Source organism: Roseovarius sp. S88 (assembly GCF_037023735.1).
Classification (GTDB): domain Bacteria; phylum Pseudomonadota; class Alphaproteobacteria; order Rhodobacterales; family Rhodobacteraceae; genus Roseovarius; species Roseovarius phycicola.
Map to the genome: position 1 here is coordinate 2427922 of NZ_CP146069.1, position 17030 is coordinate 2444951.

A 17030-nucleotide genomic window follows, 5' to 3' on the forward strand; every position below is an offset into this window, starting at 1 on the left:
TCACCCCGGCATATCAGCCAAGTCGCGGGCTGAAGCCCGCCCTACCGACCCTGGTTTGTGCTTGTATTGCCAAAACCCCCGTTGATCTGCCCGCCACGGTTCTCTAGCACTACGTTATGATCCAAACGCCAGACACCGTCTTCCAATCCTTTACCGAAACCGCCTCTCCCGATCAGGGCCCACCGCGACTGAACAAACTGCGCGAGGTGATGCGTGGCGACGGTCTGGACGGCTTCATGATCCCGCGTGCCGATGCGCATCAGGGGGAGTATGTCGCGTCCTGTGATGATCGGCTGGCCTATGTCACAGGGTTCACTGGTTCGGCGGGGTTCTGTATTGCTTTGCAGAAAAAAGCGGGGATCTTTGTTGACGGCCGTTATCGCACACAGGTGCGGGCGCAGGCGGATACGTCTGTTTTCACCCCGGTGAACTGGCCCGAGACAAAACCGGCCGACTGGTTGAAAGACGCATTACCCAATGGCGGCAAGGTGGGGTTTGACCCCTGGCTTTATACGCCAGAACAATTGGAAGCGATTGAAAAAGGTCTGAAAGACGGCGGCATCAGTCTTGTTCCGACAGAGAACCTTGTGGATCGCATCTGGCCGGATCGCCCCGCCCCGCCGCACGGGGCCGTGCGCGTCTATCCCGAGGCATTGGCCGGGAAATCCCATGCCGAGAAGCGCAGCGAACTGGCCAAGGCCCTAAAAGCCTCCGGGCACACAGCGGCGGTCATCACGCTGACGGATTCGCTGGCCTGGCTCTTGAACATCCGTGGCAGCGATATTCCCCGCAACCCGGTGGCGCATGGATTTGCCATTTTGCACAACAGCGGCAAGGTCGCGCTTTTTGTTGATCCGACAAAGCTAAGCGCGGACGTGCAGACGCATCTGGGCAATGACGTTGAAATTGCCCCGCCCGTTGATTTCACCAAAGCACTGACCACCCTCGCAGGTCCAGTGCGCGTGGACAAATCCAGCGCGCCACAGGCGGTTGTGGATGCACTTGAAACCGCTGGTGTGGCGCATGCGTTCGACGAAGACCCCTGCGTTCTGCCAAAAGCACGCAAGACCAAGGCCGAGATTGCCGCGACCACGGAGGCCCATCTGCGCGATGCCCAAGCCATGTGCACCTTCCTGTGCTGGTTTGACGCTCAAACCCCCGGTTCACTCACCGAGATCGACGTTGTGCGTCAGCTGGAGGCCTGTCGTCGGGACACCGGCAAGCTTCTCGATATCAGCTTTGACACCATTGCAGGCTCCGGCCCGCATGGCGCCCTGCCCCATTACCGCGTCTCTGAGGCCAGCAACCGCACGCTGCAAGAGGGTGAGCTTCTCGTGCTCGACAGCGGCGGGCAGTATGAAGATGGCACCACGGACATCACCCGCACTCTGCCCATTGGCACACCGGGAGACGAGGAACGCGCCGCCTACACCCGCGTGCTACAAGGCATGATCGCCATGAGCCGCGTGCGCTGGCCAAAGGGGCTGGCGGGCCGTGATCTGGACGCCATTGCCCGCTTCCCGCTCTGGACCGCCGGGCAAGACTATGACCATGGCACGGGCCACGGTGTGGGTGTGCATCTGTGCGTGCATGAAGGGCCACAGCGGCTCTCGCGGGTCTCCTCCGTACCCTTTGAGCCGGGGATGATTGTCTCCAACGAGCCGGGCTACTACCGGGAAGGGGCGTTTGGCATTCGCATCGAAAACATTGTTTACGTGACCGAGGCCCCGTCCCTGCCCGGCGCAGATGCCCGTGAATTCCTGGCCTTTGAGACGCTCAATTTCGTGCCCATAGACAAGAGGCTGATCAACACAGTTTGGCTGAGCCGGGAAGAACGTGACTGGCTCAATGCCTATCACGCCGCCTGTCGGGAAAAGGTTGCGCCGCGCGTCACCGGTGCTGTGCGCGAATGGCTTCTGGCGGCGACCGAACCGCTGTGACATAGTCCTGTGACACCGATAGGTGACAACAATAAAAGACACGTACGACCGGGGAAGGAAAACGCATGACAAAGATCACGATCACCAAGGCACCAGGCACCTGGAGCGTCCGCGCCGGCGGTGCGGTTCTGGGCGAATCCAAAGACGCACTGGTACTGAGTGAGGGAGAGTATCCCGACGTGATCTATTTCCCGCGCAGTGATATCGCTATGGCGTTTCTGGACGCCACCGATCACCGCAGCCATTGCCCTCATAAGGGTGATGCCAGCTATTTTTCCATCGTCACCAAAAGCGAGACGATTGAAAATGCCGCGTGGAGCTATGAGGCCCCAAAGGACGACGTGGCGCGGATAAAGGATCACCTGGCGTTTTATGCCAGCGACAAGGTGACGGTAGAGGAGATTTGAGGGGTCTGTTTTGAAGCAAAGGACTTTGAAAAGCCGTGCCAGCGACGGACCGGGGGACGGCGCATCCTTACTGTGATCGGCGCGCTTTATCTCCGCCAAGCCTTTACGCCGAATATTCGTGGCGCTGACGTCAACAAAGCGACGGCCCATAGGGCCGGTCCGTCGCTGGCACGGCGGGCCTGCGGCCCTTGATTCCGTGCCTTTGGAGCGATGAAGCTCTGCTCACGTTGAGCTCAAAAACGGCACGCCCCTCAATTCCGAGGCGGCACCAGTTTACCCGGGTTCATAATGTTATCCGGATCCAGCGCCGCTTTGATCGCCCCCATCATGGCCCAGCCTGCCCCGTGTTCGCGTTCCATATAGCGGCGTTTGCCAATGCCGATGCCGTGTTCTCCGGTCGCTGTGCCGCCCATGGAAAGAGCCAACTCAACAAGCCGCTCGGAGGCCTCAAGAACGCGCGCGCGCTCCTCCTCGTTCGCCTCATCAAAGAGCAAACAGGCATGGAAATTCCCGTCCCCCACATGGCCCAGGATTGGCCCTTCGATCTCCGAGCTTTGCAAATCCGCGCGACACGCTTCCACCGCTTCAGCCAGACGCGAGATCGGCACGCAGATATCCGTCACCAGACAGCGCGCGCCGGGGCGGCTGGCGAGGATCGCGTGATAGGCGTTGTGGCGCATGGACCAGAGCGCCGTGCGATCCTCGGGCTTTGCGGCCCATTGAAAGCCTGAGCCACCAAAATCCTGTGCCAACTCACCAAACATCTCGGCCTGCTCGGCCACTGCACTGTCCGAGCCATGGAATTCCAAAAGCAAATGCGGCTTTTCGACCAAGTCTGATCCGGCATAGGCGTTCACCGCCCGTACACTGTCGGCATCCATCAGTTCGATCCGCGCCATGGGCACGCCCATCTGAATAGTCGCAATCACCGTCTCAACCGCCTGCGGCACATCCTCAAAGGCGCAGACAGCGGCCGAGGTCGCCTCTGGGATGCCATGCAGGCGCAGCGTCAACTCGGTGATCAGGCCCAGCGTGCCCTCTGAGCCGACCATCAACCCGGTCAGGTCATAGCCCGACGAGGATTTGCGCGCGCGTGTCCCGGTGCGCATCACCTCACCCTTGGCCGTAACCACCTCCAGTCCCAGAACATTGTCGCGCATCGTGCCGTATCTCACCGCAGTCGTGCCGCTCGCGCGCGTTGAGGCCATCCCGCCCAGTGAGGCATTGGCCCCGGGATCGACCGGAAAGAACAACCCTGTGGCACGCAGTTCTTCGTTGAGCGCTTCGCGGGTGACACCGGGCTGCACGCGCACAAACATATCGCCTTGGGACACCTCAAGAATCTGGTTCATATGCTGAAAATCGACCGTCACACCGCCCTCAGGTGCCTGGCTCTGTCCTTCCAGCGAGGTGCCCGTTCCAAACCCGATAACCGGGCAACGATGCCGTGCGCAAATCTCAACGATCTGCGCAACGTCTTCCGTCGTTTTCGGAAAGGCCACTGCATCGGGTGGCGTCAGTGGAAAATGCGTCTCACTGGCCCCATGCAATTCCAGATCGGACTTGGACCGGCTGAGCCGTTGGCCTAAGAGAGAAGACAGTTCACCAATTGCGTCCTGGATGCCCATGTTTTTGTCCCCCCGGATAGTCGCCCTGCGCCACACTAGGCCATGTGCCTTTTGGGGGAAAGCGCCCACATGGGCCGGCATCCAAGCGTTATGACCAACGATCCGCAAATCCCTCCTCCGGCCCGTGACCCCTTGCGAGGCTTCCTGCGCAGCCGCTGGCGCGCAGTCAAGGGCAGCAGCAAAGCGGGATTGAAGGCCTTGCGCAAGCAAGGGCCAAGCCAGATCCAGTTCTGGTTCATCGCCCTCGCCATCGGGATTGCCGCAGGGTTCGCTGCCCTGCTCTTCCGCAAAGGCATCACCGCGCTTCAGCAACTGGTTTACGGTGTCGAAGACATCACCATGATCCATAGCTTTGCCCAGTCGTTGCCATGGTACTGGCTGGTGCTGATCCCGACTATAGGTGGACTGATCGTCGGGATTATACTGCACAACTTCACGCCCGATGCGCGGGTGCGTTCGGTGGCGGATGTGATCGAAGGCGCCGCACTCCACGATGGACGGGTCGAAATGCGCGCCGGGGCCGCCTCGGCGCTGGCCTCGATGATCACGCTGGGCACGGGTGGCTCATCCGGTCGCGAGGGGCCTGTGGTGCATATGGCCGGGGTCATCTCCACCTGGGTCAGCAACCGCATTCATGCCAACGGGATCACCGGGCGGGACCTTCTGGGCTGTGCCGTGGCTGCCGCAGTCTCAGCCTCATTCAACGCCCCCATTGCCGGTGCGCTTTTTGCCTTGGAAGTGGTGCTGCGCCACTTTGCCTTGCACGCCTTTGCGCCCATCGTGATTGCCTCTGTGGCAGGCACCGTGATCAACAGGTTGGAATTCGGCGACGTGACAGAATTCATGCTGCCCACAGCAAGCGCATTGGAGTTCTACGTCGAATTACCGGCCTTTCTGCTGCTAGGCCTGCTCTGTGGATTGGTGGCCACAGCGCTCATGCACGCCATTTTCTTCGCCGATGATTGGGCCAGCGCCGTGCAGGTGCGCAGCCGCCTGCCCCGCTGGCTGCGTCCGGCGGTGGCGGGTCTCATGCTAGGTGTCATCGCCATCTGGTTCCCGCATATCATCGGCGTTGGATACGAGACCACCTCAGCCGCGCTCACCGGTCAGCTCCTCTTGCATGAGGTGGTCGTCTTCACCATCGTCAAGGTCGCTGCCGTGGCCATCACCATAGGCGGACGCATGGGCGGCGGCGTCTTTTCGCCCTCGCTTATGGTCGGCGCAATGACGGGACTGGCTTTTGGCATTGTCGCCACCTCGATCCTGCCTGACATTTCTGGTGCCAGCACGCTCTACGCCTTGGCGGGAATGGGCGCTGTCGCGGCGGCGGTGCTTGGCGCGCCGATCTCAACCACGCTGATTGTGTTTGAACTGACCGGTGACTGGCAAACCGGCCTTGCCGTGATGGTCGCCGTATCAATGTCCACGGCGCTCAGCGCGCGGCTGGTCAAGCGTTCGTTCTTCCTGACACAGATTGAGCGACGCGGCATTCACCTTGCCGCGGGGCCACATGCCTATCTTTTGTCGATGTATCGGGTATCACGTATTATGCAGCCTCTGGAAGATGCGAAAGCCATCGATCCCGACACCTGCTGGGCCAAGATCGAGGAAGGGCTCTACATCGATGCCAACGCGACACTGGAAACCGCGATGCCCATCTTTGACCGGTCTGCCACGCCGTTCCTACCAGTCGTGAGCCTGACGGGTGAAAACGCCAAGCCGGAGTTGCGCGGTGTCTTGTTTCATGTCGACGCGCTCAAGGCCTATAACCGTGGGATGGCGGCGGTGTCTGAAGAAGAGCACAGCTAAAGCGAAGACACGCTCATTTTGGTGTGCGACATATTTTCCGACAAAAACGATCAAGAAAAGACTTGCGGGTTCATGGTTGTTTCGCTTACCTGACAAATATAGTTGGATTTAAAAGAGACCTCTCACATGGCACAGATCACACCACTCCGCACAGTTTCCGCCCTGCTCCTTGCGACCTGCACCGCCCTGCCTGCCTATGCCGAAGGCGAATTGAACCTCTACTCGTCGCGCCATTATGACACCGACGAACGGCTCTATTCGGACTTCGAAGAGCAAACCGGCATCACCATCAACCGCATCGAAGGCAAAGGCGATGAATTGATCCAGCGCATGGCCGCCGAGGGTGAGAATTCGCCAGCGGATGTGCTGCTCACTGTCGACACCTCACGGCTGGAACGCGCCAAAGACGCTGGCATTCTACAGTCGATTGACAGCGCCGTTCTGGAAGAACGCGTGGCAGGCAACCTGCAGGACAGCGACAACCAGTGGTTCGGGTTCTCACAACGCGGTCGGATCATTTTCTATGACAAAGCAGATGTGAGCGAACCGCCACAAAACTACGCCGATTTGGCGGACCCTAAATACAAAGGTCTGATCTGCATCCGCTCGTCCAGCAACGTCTATAACCAGACCCTGTTGGCCAGCATCATCACCCATGACGGCGCAGAGGCTGCCAAGGCCTGGGCCGAAGGTGTTGTCGCCAACATGGCGCGCGAACCCCAAGGTGGCGACACCGACCAGCTGCGCGGCGTTGTTTCGGGTGAATGCGAGATTGCCGTGTCGAACACCTATTACTTCGCCCGTTCACTGCGCAAAGATGTCGACGGGCTTTCCGGGTCAACCGAAATGCTCGGCTGGGTCTTCCCCAACCAAAGTGACCGCGGCACACATATGAATCTCTCAGGCGGCGGCGTGGCTGCGCATGCGCCCAACAAGGAGAATGCCATCAAGTTCCTAGAATACCTCGCCAGTGACAGCGCGCAACAGTATTTCTCGGCGGGCAATGACGAATTCCCCGCCGTGAAGGATGTGCCATTGGCTGATAGTGTAGCAGCTATGGGCGAATTCAAGGCCGACGAGGTCAGCCTGTCGGACGTGGCCAAGAACCTGCCCGAAGCACAGAAGATCTTCAACGCGGTTGGCTGGCAGTAAGCACTGCAGATTTTTCTGAGAGGGGCCGGTAAATTCGAAATTTTCCGGCCTCGCTTATTTCACAAGAAGCGCTTTCATTTGCGCCTCGGGAAAACACGTCGCCGCCTGCCCCGTCGCCTCTTGCCAACGGCCAATCGACCGGCGGGTTTTGAACCCCGGAAGGCCATCGACCCCGCCCACATCATGCCCCATCTCGACCAAGGCGGCCTGCATTGCAGCCACATCCGAGCGATACAGCCCCCCAACCTTGCCCCAGGGCGCGCCAAAATCTCCCACACCAAACTGGATGCGGTCGCCAACATGACCCACGAACAGCGCATAGAGGTCACTGGTGTTGTAATCTTTCAGCACATAGAAATTCGGCGTCACGATAAAAGCCGGGCCATTGCGGCCTGCGGGCATCATCAGGAATCCCTCACCTTTCAGCTCATGGTCCGGGAACGGTCTGCCCGAGACGCGGGTTATGCCCATGGCCTCCCAGTCTGAAATGCGCCGCCCCTGATCAGGACCTTCCAAAGCGCAAGACACCGACGCAGGCACACGTACCTCAAATCCCCAGTCACGCCCTTTGACCCAGCCATGCTCCGCCAGATAGCGCGCGATGGAGGCAATCGTGTCCGCCTCAGAGCGCCAGATATCGGCTTTGCCATCGCCGTTGCCATCTGCCGCGTATTTCAGGAAATTGGATGGCATGAATTGCGGCTGACCAAGCGCCCCTGCCCAACTGCTTTTGAGACGCACACCGCCTGCATGACCCGCCTCGGCAATCTCTAGAGCGGCGATAAGCTCGCCCCGGAAGTATTCCGCCCGCCTGCTCATGAACCCTTTCGTGCCCAGCACTTCAAACGCATTATGCGGGATGTCGACACGGCCATAGCCGCTTTCGCGCCCCCAGATGCCCAGAATGATCCGCCCCGGCACGCCGGTTTCGCGCTCGACCCGGGCCAGCGTGCCAACATGGGTGCGCGCCATCTGGCGGCCCACAGCGGTTGCTCCATCCACGCTGCCGCGATTGAAATAGCCTCCCGGACTGCCGAATTCGGCCTGACGCTGCTGTTTCGGGGTCTTGGCTGTCTGCCCCGGCACCACGAGATCCGGCAGGTCCCAGTTGAGCCGCACGCCGTTGAACGCCTGATCAAACGTGGTGCGCGAGACACCGCGCGCCTTAGCCTCAGGCCAGATGTCTTGGGCAAGCCAGGTTTGATATTGCGCCTCTATTTCGACGCGGCTTTGCGCTATGGCATAGCCTGCAGAGAGGTTCAGCAAACATATAAAGCTTAGAAAAAAGTTGCGCATGACCCTGCTCTGGATGCTTTTGGGGTATTCTATCAACCAGGACCGCAGGCGCAAACGCCTCACCCGGCCATAAGCGCCTCTGCCGCTGCGCGCGCCTCTGGCGTGATCTTGTCGCCCGACAGCATGCGACCGATCTCATCCACGCGCGCATCGTCTGCCAGCGGCGTCACGGTCGAAAGCGTAGCCTCGCCTTCAACGCGTTTTTCCACGCGCCAATGATGCGCGCCGCGTGCGGCCACCTGAGGGGAATGCGTTACGACCAGGACCTGACCATCCTCGGCCAGTTGCTCCAGACGACGGCCCACGGCATCAGCAGTCGCACCCCCACCCCCCGGTCAATCTCATCAAAGATCATGGTTAAACCCGATTGCCCTTCCGTCAGGCAGACCTTCAATGCCAGAAGAAAGCGGCTCAGTTCACCACCCGACGCAATCTTTCCCAGAGGCCCCGCCGGTGCGCCCGGGTTGGTCGCCACGGTAAAGGTCACGGCGTCGGTTCCGCTTTCGCCGGGATCGGTGGCGTCGATTTGCGTGGCAAATATCGCGCGTTCCATCTTGAGCGGTGCAAGTTCGGCCATAACAGCCGAATCCAAAGCCTTGGCGGCCTCGACGCGCGCCTTGCTCAAAGTACCTGCAGATTTTTCATACGCCTTATCAGCCCCTTGCGTCGCCTTCTTCAAGTCGGCAAGATCGGCATCTCCCTGGTCCAGAGCCGCAAGCTGCGCGCGCAGGCGCTCGGCAAACTCCGCCAGATCATCGGGGGCCACATCATGTTTGCGCGCCTGTGCACGGATGGCAAAGAGGCGCTCCTCGGCCTCTTCCAACTCCAGCGGGTTAAAGCTGAGCGCTTCCAGGCAGCGGGTCACACCGCTGGCGGCCTCATCCAACTCGGCCAAGGCCCGCCCCAAGGCTGCAATGGGCGCATCAAGCTGCCCTTCGGCACGGTCCGCGACACCTTCGAGCCAGCGAAGCGCCTCACCCGCCGCATTTTCGGCCCCATCGCTGATCGTGCTGCTGGCCCGTGCGATATCCTCGCGAATGCGCTCGGCCTGTTGCATCAGGCGGCGGCGCGCATCAAGGTCGGCCTCCTCCCCGGCTTGGGGGGCCAGCGCATCAAGCTCAGCCACCGCATGACGCAGGAAATCCTCTTCACCGCGTACTTTCTCCAGCGCCGCCTCAGCTTCGGCCAGCGCCTTGTACGCCGCAGCGCGCGCCCGCCAAGCGAGTCGCACAGCCTCTCGCGGCGCCTCCAGCTCTCCAAAAGCATCAAGCAGGTCCCGGTGGCTTCGCGGGTTGAGCAATCCACGGTCATCATGCTGCCCGTGCAGTTCCACCAGACACTCGGACAGGGCGCGCAGCACCTCACCCGAACAGCGCCGGTCATTGACCCAAGCTGTTTTGCGCCCTTCAGCGGTGTTAACCCGGCGCAGAATCAGCGTGTCGTCCGACGGGATACCCGCCTCTTGGAGCACCGTATGGGCAGGATGATCCGGGGACAGGTCAAACTCAGCCAGCACTTCCCCCTGCTCGGCCCCTTGCCGCACGAGATCCGCCCGCCCACGCCAGCCCAGCACAAACCCGAGCGAATCAAGCAAGATCGACTTGCCCGCGCCGGTCTCACCGGTCAGCACATTGAGGCCCGGCTGAAAGTTCAACTCCAGCCGGTCAATGATGAGGATGTCACGAATATCAAGCGCGCGCAGCATAGAGCGCCCCTTGCCAGCGGATCAGAGCCAGCGGCCCTGGATCATTTGACGATAAACCTGACGCAACCAGTTGTCGCCCGCCGCCTCCAGCGTCAGACCGCGACCTGTCAGCAGAGTATAGCTGTCTTCGTACCATTCGGTGGCCTGGAAGTTATGGCCAAGAATAGCCCCGGCTGTGCGGGCCTCATCGGTCAGACCAAGCGACAGATACGCTTCGACCAGACGATGTAACGCCTCGGCGGTATGAGTCGTGGTTTGGAAATCCTCAACCACCACACGGAACCGGTTGATCGCAGCCGTGAAATGATCACGGCGCAGGTAATAGCGCCCGATCTCCATTTCCTTCGCCGCAAGATGGTCAAAGGCGAGGTCAAACTTGAGAATCGCCGAGCTGGCATATTCGCTGTCCGGATAGCGCTCAATCACCTCGCGCAAGCTTTGCAGAGCCTGAAAGGTCAGCCCCTGATCACGGCCCACTTCGTCGATCTGATCATAGTAGCTCAGCGCCAAAAGATATTGCGCATAGGCCGCGTCGCCATCGGTCGGATAGACGTCAATGTAACGCTGTGCCGCGGCGCGACTGTTTTCGTAATCCTCATCCTTGTGATGCGCAAAAGCCTGCATGATCACAGCGCGTTTGGCCCATTCAGAAAAGGGGTAGAGCCGCTCTACTTCGGCAAAAAGCGTGGCAGCTTGCTCATTGCGACCGCGTGCCAGGTCAAACTCGGCGCGACCATAAATCTGCTCCGCCGTGAAGTTCTCATAGTCAACCTGACCACGGTCAATCTTGCCACTGATTCCACTGCAACCAGCAAGGATCGCTGCACTCACCACCAGGGACGCCAACCAAATCCGCGATTTGCCGCCAGTCATGCTTGCACGTTCCCTTTAGTAACCCACGCCACAGGGTCTTCGCCCTGCCCTTTGGCGTCCTAGCATATAATTTTGCGGTGCAAAACGTCTTTGGCACATTTGCTGTATCAGATGTGATGTAAGGTCACGCAACCTCGGGGATTTCGCCCCAATGCACACCAGCCCCTGGCAAACGTGCCGCCATTGCGGCGTCACATGTGACCACCTCAAACGCTTCTGGATCGGCAAAAAGCGCCCGCAGAAGATCATTGGTCAGTGCATGACCCGCGCGCTCACCCTGATAATGCCCCAGAATCGGCAGGCCTGCCAAAGCCAGGTCGCCCAGAGCATCCAGCATCTTGTGGCGTACAGGTTCGTCTGGTTGACGCAAACCACCGGGGCTGACGACGCGATCACCATCAAAAACAACTGCGTTTTCACCTGAACTTCCGCCCAGAGCCAAGCCATTCGCCTGCATAGCGTCAACATCCGCCTGACGGCAGAAGGTGCGCGAAGTTGACAGCTCACGAACAAAGCTTCCGTTGGCCATATTGAGCACTTTGCTCTGCGCGCCAATCGCCGAATCTTCAAACTCGATTTTGAATTCGATGGTCAGAGTGTCATTCGGCAACAGCCGCGCCAGTGCATCACCGCGACGGACTTCAACCGGTTTGAGCACCCGTAGCGCCTTGATCGGCGCATCAAGCGGAAGAACACCAGCCGCAAGTATACCCTGAACAAACTTCGCAGAGCTGCCGTCGAGGATCGGCACTTCAGGGCCGGACACTTCGATCAGCGCGTTATGAACGCCACAGCCACACAAGGCCGCCATAATATGTTCGATGGTGGACAGGGTCACACCGGCATCGTTCTGCAAACGTGTGCAGAGCGGCGATTGATTCACCTTGTCCCAGATAGCAGGCAAGTCTTGTTGATCGGCAGACACATCCATGCGGCGGAAGACGATGCCATGATCGACGCCCGCCGAGCGAATCGTCATTGAGCACGGCTCGCCCGAGTGCAAGCCGACGCCCTCAAACGTCGCTGGAATGTTAATCGTTGTCTGCACGACAAACCTCTGTCCCACACCCTCGATTTGAAGGCACTTGCATGTGTATGTGCAGCTGCGGCATTGCTCAATTCACTCTTTGCAACGTGTTGAAACATGCCCCAGCGTCATCGCGGCGAAAAATCGCCGAGGACAGTTTTCCTGTGCTCACATCGTTGTTTTCAAAAGAAAAACGGGCCGCTTGCCGCAGCCCGTTCTCAGAAAAACTTGTCTAAATTGACGCGCGTTAATTCGCTTGGCGCCGCAGGAAAGCCGGGATTTCAATCTGATCCTCTTCCTCCGCACGCGGCTCCGGAGCCGCCTGGGTGGACTGAACCGGCGGTTGCTGGCGCGTCTGACGCGGTGCTTCGGGAGCACTTTCAGCAGCGTGGCCTGTCATGCGGTTGATCAGCGAGTTAATCCCAAACCGTGGCTTTTCCGCTTGCGGTTCTGCTGCGGCAGGCGCCGCTGCGAGGGACGCCGCCGGGGCGCGTTGAACAGCAGCTTGCAGACGAGCCATGGCCTCGGGCGATGGCGTTCCGGCCGATGGCGCGCGTGGCGCCACAAACTCTTCGTTCGGGGTTTCTGCGACAAACGCAGGTTGCTCCGGCGCAGGCGTGTAGGCCGGCGGAGGCAAACCATCATCTGCCGTGGCCGGCGCTGGTTCAAAGATGTCTTCCATCTGATCTTCCGCGGCGGCGCGTTGTGCGTCAAAGCCGTGGAACAGGTTCGGCTCTTCCGTTGTGGCCGCCACGTCTTGTGCTGGCAGCTCTGCCGCCACCTCGTCCGGGACTGCAGCCGCAGCGGCCGGGGCCAGAGGCTCGGCCATCGAGCGACGCGGCACCGGAACGTCGGAATGATCAACCGAGGCGTCAATGCCCGTGGCAACCACAGACACACGCATCAAGCCATCCATGCTTGGGTCCAGCGTCGAGCCAACGATGATGTTGGCATCGGCATCCACCTCTTCGCGAATGCGGTTGGCCGCCTCATCAAGTTCAAAGAGCGTCAGGTCATGACCGCCAGTGATATTAATGAGGACACCTTTGGCCCCGCGCAGACTGATCTCGTCCAGAAGCGGGTTGGCGATCGCTTTCTCTGCGGCTTGCACGGCACGCTCTTCGCCAGCATCCTCGCCGGTGCCCATCATGGCCTTGCCCATCTCATCCATCACCGCGCGGACATCGGCAAAGTCAAGATTGATCAGACCCGGACGCACCATCAGGTCCGTCACGCCTTTGACACCCTGATAGAGAACATCATCGGCTAGGCTGAACGCTTCGGTGAACGTTGTCTTTTCGTTGGCCAGGCGGAACAGGTTTTGATTGGGGATGATGATCAGCGTGTCGACCATCTTTTGGAGCTGCTCCACGCCTTCCTCAGCCTGACGCATGCGTTTTGCGCCTTCAAACTGGAAAGGTTTCGTTACAACACCGACAGTTAGCACACCAAGTTCACGTGCTGCCTGAGCAATAATCGGCGCCGCCCCTGTCCCGGTGCCGCCGCCCATGCCAGCGGTAATGAAGCACATATGCGCCCCCGCCAGGTGATCGACGATCTGTTCAATGTTTTCCTCAGCGGCAGCCGCGCCGACAGCGGCCTTTGCCCCTGCGCCCAACCCTTCGGTCACTTTCACACCCAGCTGAATACGTGCATTGGCGTTCGATTGCGACAGAGCCTGCGCATCCGTGTTCGCCACGACGAAATCCACGCCTTCCAGCGCTTTTTCGATCATGTTGTTCACGGCGTTTCCGCCTGCGCCGCCCACACCAAATACGGTGATCCTTGGTTTCAGGTCATTGTCCTGACCTGGCATGCTGAGATGTAATGTCATTGCTCCGTCCGCTTTCTGAATGCCTGTTTTTAGGGTCCGCAAATGGCAGCCCCGACTCCGCCAATCTGCCGCGATACTACATTTGGTTAACGTCTACGTCACCCCAAAAACACAAAAATGACACAAAATCTGGTGGAAAACTTATCCACAGTCGCGGGATTTCGCCGAAACCTCCAGATATTGCGGTTACCAGTTGTCCTTGAACCATTTTACCGCCCGCTTGAGGGACCGCGCCGGGTAGCGATCCACAGGAATTTCAAAATCCCACCACTCATCCTGGGGATTCTGCAGCGAACAGACACATGCCCACAGCGCTGGCGAATCCCGCACCCGTGGCCGCCTGCGGCAAGCCATGCACGCGCAATGGCCGACCGAGTCGCACCTGCTGGCCAAGGATGCGTGTGGCAAGCCCGTCGAGCCCAGGGATCTGGCTGCCACCGCCGGTGAGCACAATTTGCTGGCTAGGAAGATGCTGGAACCCCGCAGCATCCAGCCGTGCGCGCACCTCTTCAAGGATTTCCTCCACGCGGGGTCGCATGATGCCAATCAGCTCTGCACGGCTCACGGTACGACGGTCATGCTCCCAATCGCCGGTTTCACCGCCGATCTCGATCATCTCGCGGTCATCCATGCCGGTGGCCACCACGCCGCCATAAAAGGTCTTGATTCGCTCTGCAGTGGCTTGAGGCACCTGCAGGCCCATTGAGATATCACCTGTCACATGCTCGCCGCCAATGCGCACGCTGTCGGAATAGATCATGTGTTTCTTCATGAAGATCGACACGCCTGCACTGCCACCGCCAAGATCGATGCAAGCGGCACCAAGTTCCTGTTCGTCTTCGACCAGCGCTGAAATGCCCGAGACATAGGCCGAGCTGGCCAGCCCCGCGAGTTCGAGATCGCAGCGTTTGATACAATGCGCCAGGTTCTGCACCGCTGTGCCATCCACGGTCAGCATATGCATGTCAACGGCCAGGTCCTGTCCCAGTTGACCGCGTGGGTCGATCAAACCAGAGCGATGATCCAACGCGAAATTCACCGGCTGCGCATGCAGCACTTCGCGCCCTTCGCCATAGTCTGGCACGTCACAGGCCGAAAGAACGCGGCTGATATCCTGTTCTGACACCATCGTGTCCTCGATGACCACCTGCCCGGCCAGCCCATAGCTGCGCGGTGTCGCGCCCGAGAAACAGGCAATCACGTGATCCACGCGGATATTGGCCATCTTCTGCGCCGCCTGAAGCGCCGTGCGAATGGCGCGCTCGGTCTCGCCCATCGTGGCGACCTCGCCATAGCGCACGCCACGCGAACGCGTGGTCGCAGCACCGATGACACGGAACCCTGCCTGCCCTGCCAGCGCGCCGATACCTTCGGCCTCATGCAACCGGTCTGATCCATCAAAACGCAACACAAGACAGGCGATTTTGGACGTTCCCACGTCCAGCACCGCCACAACACCGCGCTGCATCGCTGCCCGGCGCATGTTCCGCATAGCCCGCTGTGAATCGTATAGTTCAATCATTCTGCGTTTATCCCCAAGTTCAGGCCTTTGGCCTGCCACCAGTCTTCTGTTGCTGTTGTGTTCATCCGAAGTGTGGGCCGCGCATTCAGACGCATGTCGACCGCCACCAGATCGCGCGACAGCATGTCCTGCACATCGTCCAGCACGATCACCCGCTCCAGGGCGCGCACTGGTGCGGCCTCAGGCAACAGGACGCGTTGACCGCCATCCAGCACCACGTCCCAGCGGCGTTCGCCGATGCGCACCAGCCCGCGCAGCCGATGCCCCAAAGGGCGCGCGGCCTGGATCAGCGCCAGAGCCTCGGGCACATGGCGGTCGGCCCCCTCCCCGGCAATGACCGGCAAGTCAGCGCGCGCGGCTCTAAAATCAATCTCGCCGATAAGGATGCCTTCTGCATCCACCAAGCCCAGCCCGTCACGTGTCCGCCAGATCACAACCGGCACACGTTCAGACACCTCCGCCACCATGACACCGCCCTGCCGGATGCGCACATGGGCATCCGCCACGCCGGGTAAACCCACGATCATCTCGCGCACAGCCTCCAGATCAATGTCAAAAGAGCTGGACGGCAGATCATGCGGGAAAATCTCTCGGATATCGTCTTCGATGTCGCGGCTTGCTCCTTCGATCGCCAGAAGATTGACCATAAACTCGGGCCGCGTCTCGATCTGCTCACGTATATCCGTGTAGGCCTGCGCAATCGCCTCACGGCGCTCAGGCTGGGCCAGATAAGCCGCAGCAAGGCCCAGAGAGATACCCAACGGCAAACCCAGGAACAGCATTTTGCGGAAAAGCGGCGTCAGCATCAGGCGCTGATACCGATAAGACCAGCGTGACGGCGCGGGATCGAGGCGCAGCTTGGGTCGCTTCACCTGTCGCATGATGCGTCCTCCACCAGCCATTTGCACAAATCGGGGAAAGAAATACCCGCCACCTGCGCCTGTTCCGGGCTGAGCGATGTGGGCGTCATGCCGGGCTGCGTGTTGGTCTCAAGCAGGATTAGACCATCCAGTCCCCGTGTTTCGTCCCAGCGGAAATCCGTCCGGCTCAGCCCACGACACCCCAAAGCGGCATGGGCACGCAAAGCGTAGTCTTCGCAGGCGGCTGTAATCTCATCCGGGACCTTTGCCGGCACTTCATGGCGCGAGCCGCCTTCCTTGTATTTGGCGTCATAATCGTACCAGCCCTCGGTGATGATGTCGGTCACACCCAAGGCCCGGTCGCCCATCACCGAGGTGGTCAGCTCACGCCCCGGCACAAAGGCCTCAACCATGACTTCGCCCGGCATATCATCGCCAAGCTGCGGCGGGCCGTTGGCCTCCTCGTGCACCAGATAAACGCCAACCGAAGAGCCTTCATTGTTGGGTTTGACCACATAAGGCGGGGCCATCACATGGCGCGTGCGCACCTCATCACGTGGCGCAATCACGCTCTCAACAACCGGCAAGCCCACTGCGCGGTACGCCTCTTTGCTTTTCTGCTTGTCCATGGCCAGTGACGAGGCCAGCACACCGGAATGGGTGTAGGGAATACGCATCCACTCGAGAATGCCCTGCACGCAACCGTCCTCACCCCAGCGACCATGCAAGGCGTTGAACACGACATCAGGAGAAATCTCGGCAAGACGCGCAGCGAGATCGCGGCCTGCATCGACCTCGACCACCTTAAATCCTGCCTCCCGAAGTGCCGCGGCGCACTCTTTGCCTGTCGACAGCGACACCTCGCGCTCAGCCGAGGGGCCGCCCATAATCACCGCAACAGTCGGGGTGTTTCCGCTCGAAGAAACCACCGTACTGCCTCAAATATTCGGGCTGTTTTCAGCCCTTGTTTTGTTGGG

At 60.1% G+C, this 17030-nt stretch carries 11 protein-coding genes and 2 pseudogenes; 4 read left to right on the forward strand and 9 right to left on the reverse strand.

All coding sequences use genetic code 11. The features are described from left to right. Window positions 1-116: 116 nt before the first annotated feature. Both RZ517_RS12315 and RZ517_RS12320 read left to right on the forward strand, forming a co-directional pair. A complete protein-coding gene (locus tag RZ517_RS12315) occupies window positions 117-1940 on the forward strand; it encodes an aminopeptidase P family protein (RefSeq protein ID WP_338548506.1) in 1824 nt (607 codons plus the stop codon). 65 nt (window positions 1941-2005) lie between these two features. Continuing rightward, complete coding sequence (locus tag RZ517_RS12320; protein WP_338548507.1) at window positions 2006-2347, forward strand: DUF427 domain-containing protein; 342 nt, start codon at window positions 2006-2008, stop codon at window positions 2345-2347. A gap of 251 nt (window positions 2348-2598) precedes the next feature. Here RZ517_RS12320 and RZ517_RS12325 read toward each other — a convergent pair whose 3' ends face one another. Beyond that, window positions 2599-3975 carry an FAD-binding oxidoreductase gene (locus RZ517_RS12325; RefSeq protein WP_338548508.1) on the reverse strand — a complete coding sequence of 459 codons (1377 nt, stop codon included), beginning with the start codon at window positions 3973-3975 and terminating at the stop codon, window positions 2599-2601. A gap of 90 nt (window positions 3976-4065) precedes the next feature. Between RZ517_RS12325 and RZ517_RS12330 the strand changes: the two genes are divergently transcribed. Both RZ517_RS12330 and RZ517_RS12335 read left to right on the forward strand, forming a co-directional pair. Further along, window positions 4066-5784, forward strand: a complete 1719-nt coding sequence (locus RZ517_RS12330) for a chloride channel protein (protein ID WP_422395582.1) — start codon at window positions 4066-4068, stop codon at window positions 5782-5784. A gap of 126 nt (window positions 5785-5910) precedes the next feature. Further along, window positions 5911-6936 (forward strand): Fe(3+) ABC transporter substrate-binding protein, encoded by a 1026-nt coding sequence (locus RZ517_RS12335; RefSeq protein WP_338548510.1) that lies wholly within the window; start codon window positions 5911-5913, stop codon window positions 6934-6936. A gap of 54 nt (window positions 6937-6990) precedes the next feature. Here the strand turns inward: RZ517_RS12335 and RZ517_RS12340 are convergent, their stop codons facing one another. The 8 genes and pseudogenes from RZ517_RS12340 to RZ517_RS12375 form a co-directional block, all read right to left on the reverse strand. Continuing rightward, window positions 6991-8232 (reverse strand): lytic murein transglycosylase, encoded by a 1242-nt coding sequence (locus tag RZ517_RS12340; RefSeq protein WP_338548511.1) that lies wholly within the window; start codon window positions 8230-8232, stop codon window positions 6991-6993. Between the two features lie 59 nt (window positions 8233-8291). Then, window positions 8292-9937: pseudogene (gene recN / locus RZ517_RS12345) on the reverse strand (DNA repair protein RecN). A gap of 21 nt (window positions 9938-9958) precedes the next feature. Continuing rightward, window positions 9959-10810, reverse strand: coding sequence for an outer membrane protein assembly factor BamD (locus tag RZ517_RS12350; protein ID WP_338548512.1), 852 nt, complete (start codon window positions 10808-10810; stop codon window positions 9959-9961). Between the two features lie 124 nt (window positions 10811-10934). Further along, entirely contained in the window at window positions 10935-11858 is a 924-nt protein-coding gene (gene lpxC, locus RZ517_RS12355; protein WP_338548513.1) for a UDP-3-O-acyl-N-acetylglucosamine deacetylase, read from the reverse strand. Between the two features lie 226 nt (window positions 11859-12084). Further along, complete coding sequence (gene ftsZ, locus RZ517_RS12360) at window positions 12085-13671, reverse strand: cell division protein FtsZ (RefSeq protein WP_338548514.1); 1587 nt, start codon at window positions 13669-13671, stop codon at window positions 12085-12087. Window positions 13672-13857: 186 nt separating this feature from the next. Further along, window positions 13858-15193, reverse strand: a pseudogene (ftsA, locus tag RZ517_RS12365) (cell division protein FtsA). Beyond that, complete coding sequence (locus tag RZ517_RS12370; RefSeq protein ID WP_338548515.1) at window positions 15190-16074, reverse strand: cell division protein FtsQ/DivIB; 885 nt, start codon at window positions 16072-16074, stop codon at window positions 15190-15192. Before RZ517_RS12370 ends, ftsA begins: the two are co-directional and overlap by 4 nt. Next, complete coding sequence (locus tag RZ517_RS12375; protein ID WP_338551148.1) at window positions 16062-16940, reverse strand: D-alanine--D-alanine ligase; 879 nt, start codon at window positions 16938-16940, stop codon at window positions 16062-16064. The genes RZ517_RS12370 and RZ517_RS12375 overlap by 13 nt, the downstream gene beginning before the upstream one ends. Window positions 16941-17030 lie beyond the last annotated feature (90 nt).

Coding starts and splice junctions, on each gene's coding strand:
- RZ517_RS12320 (WP_338548507.1), top strand. CDS start 2,006: ATGACAAAGATCACGATCACCAAGGCACCAGGCACCTGGAGCGTCCGC.
- RZ517_RS12375 (WP_338551148.1), bottom strand. CDS start 16,940: ATGGGCGGCCCCTCGGCTGAGCGCGAGGTGTCGCTGTCGACAGGCAAA.
- RZ517_RS12340 (WP_338548511.1), bottom strand. CDS start 8,232: ATGCGCAACTTTTTTCTAAGCTTTATATGTTTGCTGAACCTCTCTGCA.
- RZ517_RS12350 (WP_338548512.1), bottom strand. CDS start 10,810: ATGACTGGCGGCAAATCGCGGATTTGGTTGGCGTCCCTGGTGGTGAGT.
- ftsZ (WP_338548514.1), bottom strand. CDS start 13,671: ATGACATTACATCTCAGCATGCCAGGTCAGGACAATGACCTGAAACCA.
- RZ517_RS12315 (WP_338548506.1), top strand. CDS start 117: ATGATCCAAACGCCAGACACCGTCTTCCAATCCTTTACCGAAACCGCC.
- RZ517_RS12370 (WP_338548515.1), bottom strand. CDS start 16,074: ATGCGACAGGTGAAGCGACCCAAGCTGCGCCTCGATCCCGCGCCGTCA.
- RZ517_RS12335 (WP_338548510.1), top strand. CDS start 5,911: ATGGCACAGATCACACCACTCCGCACAGTTTCCGCCCTGCTCCTTGCG.
- RZ517_RS12325 (WP_338548508.1), bottom strand. CDS start 3,975: ATGGGCATCCAGGACGCAATTGGTGAACTGTCTTCTCTCTTAGGCCAA.
- RZ517_RS12330 (WP_422395582.1), top strand. CDS start 4,066: ATGACCAACGATCCGCAAATCCCTCCTCCGGCCCGTGACCCCTTGCGA.